At 51.0% G+C, this 3,627-nt stretch carries 3 protein-coding genes and 1 pseudogene; 1 reads left to right on the plus strand and 3 read right to left on the minus strand.

Annotation, left to right across the window (positions count from 1 at the left end; all coding sequences use genetic code 11):
- Positions 1 to 4 precede the first annotated feature (4 nt).
- The gene (locus ACTIDN_RS11930; protein ID WP_441377224.1) at positions 5 to 721 is read right to left on the minus strand and encodes a LexA family transcriptional regulator; all 717 of its coding nucleotides are present in this window, start codon (positions 719 to 721) and stop codon (positions 5 to 7) included.
- A 202-nt stretch (positions 722 to 923) separates the two neighbouring features.
- On the opposite strand from ACTIDN_RS11930, the gene ACTIDN_RS11935 reads away from it, so the two are divergent.
- Positions 924 to 1,091 carry a hypothetical protein gene (locus ACTIDN_RS11935; protein ID WP_441377225.1) on the plus strand — a complete coding sequence of 56 codons (168 nt, stop codon included), beginning with the start codon at positions 924 to 926 and terminating at the stop codon, positions 1,089 to 1,091.
- A gap of 260 nt (positions 1,092 to 1,351) precedes the next feature.
- On the opposite strand, the gene ACTIDN_RS11940 is transcribed toward ACTIDN_RS11935, so the two are convergent.
- Positions 1,352 to 3,076, minus strand: coding sequence for a DUF885 domain-containing protein (locus tag ACTIDN_RS11940; protein ID WP_253643092.1), 1,725 nt, complete (start codon positions 3,074 to 3,076; stop codon positions 1,352 to 1,354).
- Between the two features lie 214 nt (positions 3,077 to 3,290).
- Positions 3,291 to 3,530 (minus strand): annotated as a pseudogene (locus tag ACTIDN_RS11945) (transposase); the annotation flags it as partial.
- Between the last annotated feature and the right edge of the window lie 97 nt (positions 3,531 to 3,627).

Here is a 3,627-nt window from a genome sequence, read left to right on the forward strand (position 1 = left end):
AGCTTCATGACATTGCCTGTAGTCTGTAGGCTACGCGGCCTATTATTGTTATGGCGTCTCCGCCGTCTGGTTCGCCCCAGTGGAAGCGGTCGATATCTACTTCCTGCGTAGGGTAGCGGTCGTTGTCTGAGATGATCATCACGGTGTCAGAGGCTGTGGGGGACAGGCGCTTCACCATCAGCTGGCCGGACGATACGAATACTGTGATGCCATTCAGCAATTTGGTTGGTGTCGTATTCAGGAATAGCTTGTCACCCGACTTCAGTGTCGGCTCCATACTATCTCCAGAAACCTTGAGAATGATGGTGTGATGCGCGGTAAGCCCTAGTTCCGAAAGGAAATCTTGGGAAACAAATACCATCCGTGGAACGGGAGCGTCGGCACCTATGAGACCGAAACCCGCACTTGCTTGGGTCTCTTCATAGTAACGCAAACCAACGCCAGGCACGTTGGGCTCTGAAGAAATGATGGGCTGCGCGCGAGTCTCCCCGCCAACAAGCCACCCCAAAGAGACGCCGGTCACGTCCGCTAGGCGGCTAGCCGTGCTTATCTTCATCTCATGGCCCTTGAGATAACGATTTAACGATGCAGGAGGAATGCCACTCTTCTCAGCAACAACTGAGTAGCCACCACCATTTGTTATCGCTTCTCGAAGCCGAGAAACGATCATTTCCTGTTGTCGGTTTACTGGCGCAACCGACAAATCCGTTTTTTTGGCCATTTTCAGAAAATAAATTCAGTTAAAACAATGTGTTGTCGTCATGGCGTGCTGACGAGGACAACTTTTTACCGACAAACGATCATTTCCTATTGCGACAACAATATATTGTTGTATTCTCACGGTGTTCTGTCCCCCTCATAACTCACGCGGATAGACGAAAAAGAGAGCCCGGTTGCAGCCGGGCTAGGTCAAGGAGACTATTATGGCACAAAAGCCACGTGGAATGCACCCGGAAGACATTAAGGCGTTCATCTGCAAGACATGGGGCACGCTTGCAGCCTTTTCCGTTGCAAAGGGACGCGCCCCTGCCGCTGCGTCCAACACCATTCGCCAGCCCCCTTATTCCCACCCTATGGCGCAGAGACCATAAACTCTGTCGCTGTCATGGCAGGTGTTATTGGGTAAGGATGCCTACGGTAATTGTAGGCTTAGTTTACAGCGCTTCATTACGTATGTTCGGTAAACGCACGTAACCGGCATATGTGTCTGGCGGGACCATGCACTGTCTCTTGCTATAGAAGTGCCTAGAACACTGCGGTGGGGAAGGCAGTCGTCCTTCCCCACCTTCTTTATAAAAACCTCTGTTTTACTTCGCTATCAAGTTTTATAGAGGCCGGAAATCTGAGCTTTTTATTTGGGTGCTGCGCTCTCTTTGGTAATAAAGTCTGAGATATGAGCATCAAGAGTGGAAAGCGGAACAGATCCTGTTTCCAGAATGGCATCATGAAACCGCCGGATGTCAAACTTTTTGCCTAGAGTGTGTTCTGCTCTGTGGCGCAGGTCCCATATTTTGGCTTCTCCCAGGTAATAGGAAAGAGCCTGTCCTGGCCAGGAAATATAGCGGTCTATTTCTGTTTCAATCTCATGGTCAGCTAAGGCTGTGTTGTCATGTAAATAAGCCTGAGCTTGTTCCCGCGTCCAGCCTTTGGCATGAATGCCAGTATCCACAACCAGGCGGGCTATGCGCCATGCCTGATAGGAGAGCATACCAAATTTTTCATATGCTGTACGGTAAAATCCCATCTCATCGCCAAGCCTTTCGCAATACAGCGCCCACCCTTCACCATAAGCGGAAATATAGTTTTTGCGGAATTCAGGCAGAGCCGTGTTTTCAGCAACCAGCGAGAGTTGCATGGAATGTCCGGGGGCTGATTCATGCAGTGTTAGCGCTGGCAGAGAGTAAAGCGCGCGGGCTTTCAGGTTATATGTGTTGACGTAATACGTATCTTCCCCGCCGCGTGCTGATGTATAAAAAGGTGCTTCATCTTCAGGCACAGGCTCAATACCAAATCTGTTGCGTGGCAGAAGGCCAAAATAGCGGGATGCCTTGCCATCGAACTCCTTTGCAATCCAGGCCGCATCTTTTAACAATTCCATAGGTGTTTTGGCGTAAAACTGATCATCTGTTCTCAGATACTTCAGAAAATCTGAAAAGCTGCCCTTAAACCCTGTCTGTGCCATGGTTTCCATCATTTCCTGATGGACCTTTTGCATCTCAGCAAGGCCGAAAGCATGAATAGCCTCAGCGGTCATGGAGGTTGTGGTAAATTCGTAAATCTGGCTCTGGTAGTAGCGTTTACCGTCAGGCAGGCTTTCCGCTGCCAGAGGCTGGCGTGCATGCGGCACGTAGTCTGTTGTAAAGAACGTCAGAAAATCACGATAAGTCGGAATAACTTTTTGGGAAATAATGTCCCGTGCGGCCTGAGTCAGTTTTTCCTGCACGTCACGCGGTATGGTGGCCGGATAGTGCCGAAACGGGGCGAAAAAAGGTGTCGCCTCTGGTGTCTTGGCCTCTGCAACCTGGCGTATGCCGCCTTCTCTTCCAACAAGTGTGACATGAGGTGCCGTGAACCCGCGTTGCAGGCCTGCACGCATATTGGCAGTTTGTTCCTGAAAATAGCGGGGGATATCGCCTAGGCGCTTGAGTGCGTTCTGGTAATCTGTCTCTGTCGTAAACTGCGCGCCTTCATTGCTGGAAAGCTCACTCCAGAATGTAGTGTCAGAATTGACAGGCATTTCGTAGCTTTTATAGGCAATCTGGTTTGCCATGACAGTTGCCTGATATTGCAACACATCATAATTCTCCCTCTCGCCTGCTGGCAGGTTTTTGCGGTCAATATGCGTCAAAGCAGACAGAATACCCTGATAGTGCGCACTAATTTTTGCAAAACTGGCCGGGTCAACATGCGGGAGCGAGTCAGTCTGTTGTTTCTGCTGGGCTTTCTGCCACGTGGTATCTGACTCTATCAGCGTTCCCAATGGGGTGGCGGCGTGAGAGGCTGCCAGGGTAGTGGAACTGGCTAAGAGGAATGAGAAAGCCGCTGCGGCCCCCCACAGTGCGGTTGTGTGACGCATCAAGACACCTTGAGACAGAAGTGATACTGTAAACAGGCTTTGATGGAGCCAGTTTATTTTCGTAATCGTTATAAAATCACCTGTTGGGTTAAAAAGAAAGCCCTGCGTGGGGTGCTAAAGGGTTCTGGGCTGGGTGTTTTTCGGCTTTCCTGCACCATGGTTCTGCGCCACACAGTGCAGCAGGGATGCACACGCATGTGCGTTTTAGGGCCTGTTAGGGCTTGATCCAGTCTGCTGCGGCAGCGATGTGGATGACCGCGAGGAACGACGTTGCTGTTTTTTCATATCTGGTTGCGACAGCGCGCCACTCCTTGAGGCGAGCCCAGAGGTTCTCAACGAGATGCCGACACCGATAGGCCCATTTGGGGCAGGCGACCGGGCCATCGCGTCGTTTCGCGGGAATGGCTGGCCGTGCTCCCATGTCCCATATCCGTTCACGCATGGCGTTCGACGCGGATTTCTCACACTTGAGGCAATTTCAGGTCATTTTGTAGAGTTCAGTCATCCCACAGGAGCCCGATCTGGAATATTGACGATATTCTGCTTCTGGC

This window comes from Acetobacter sp., assembly GCF_052102375.1.
Classification (GTDB): domain Bacteria; phylum Pseudomonadota; class Alphaproteobacteria; order Acetobacterales; family Acetobacteraceae; genus Acetobacter.

Excerpts from the sequence above, each read along its gene's own strand:
- ACTIDN_RS11935 (WP_441377225.1), top strand. The coding sequence starts at position 924 with ATGGCACAAAAGCCACGTGGAATGCACCCGGAAGACATTAAGGCGTTC.
- ACTIDN_RS11930 (WP_441377224.1), bottom strand. The coding sequence starts at position 721 with ATGGCCAAAAAAACGGATTTGTCGGTTGCGCCAGTAAACCGACAACAG.
- ACTIDN_RS11940 (WP_253643092.1), bottom strand. The coding sequence starts at position 3,076 with ATGCGTCACACAACCGCACTGTGGGGGGCCGCAGCGGCTTTCTCATTC.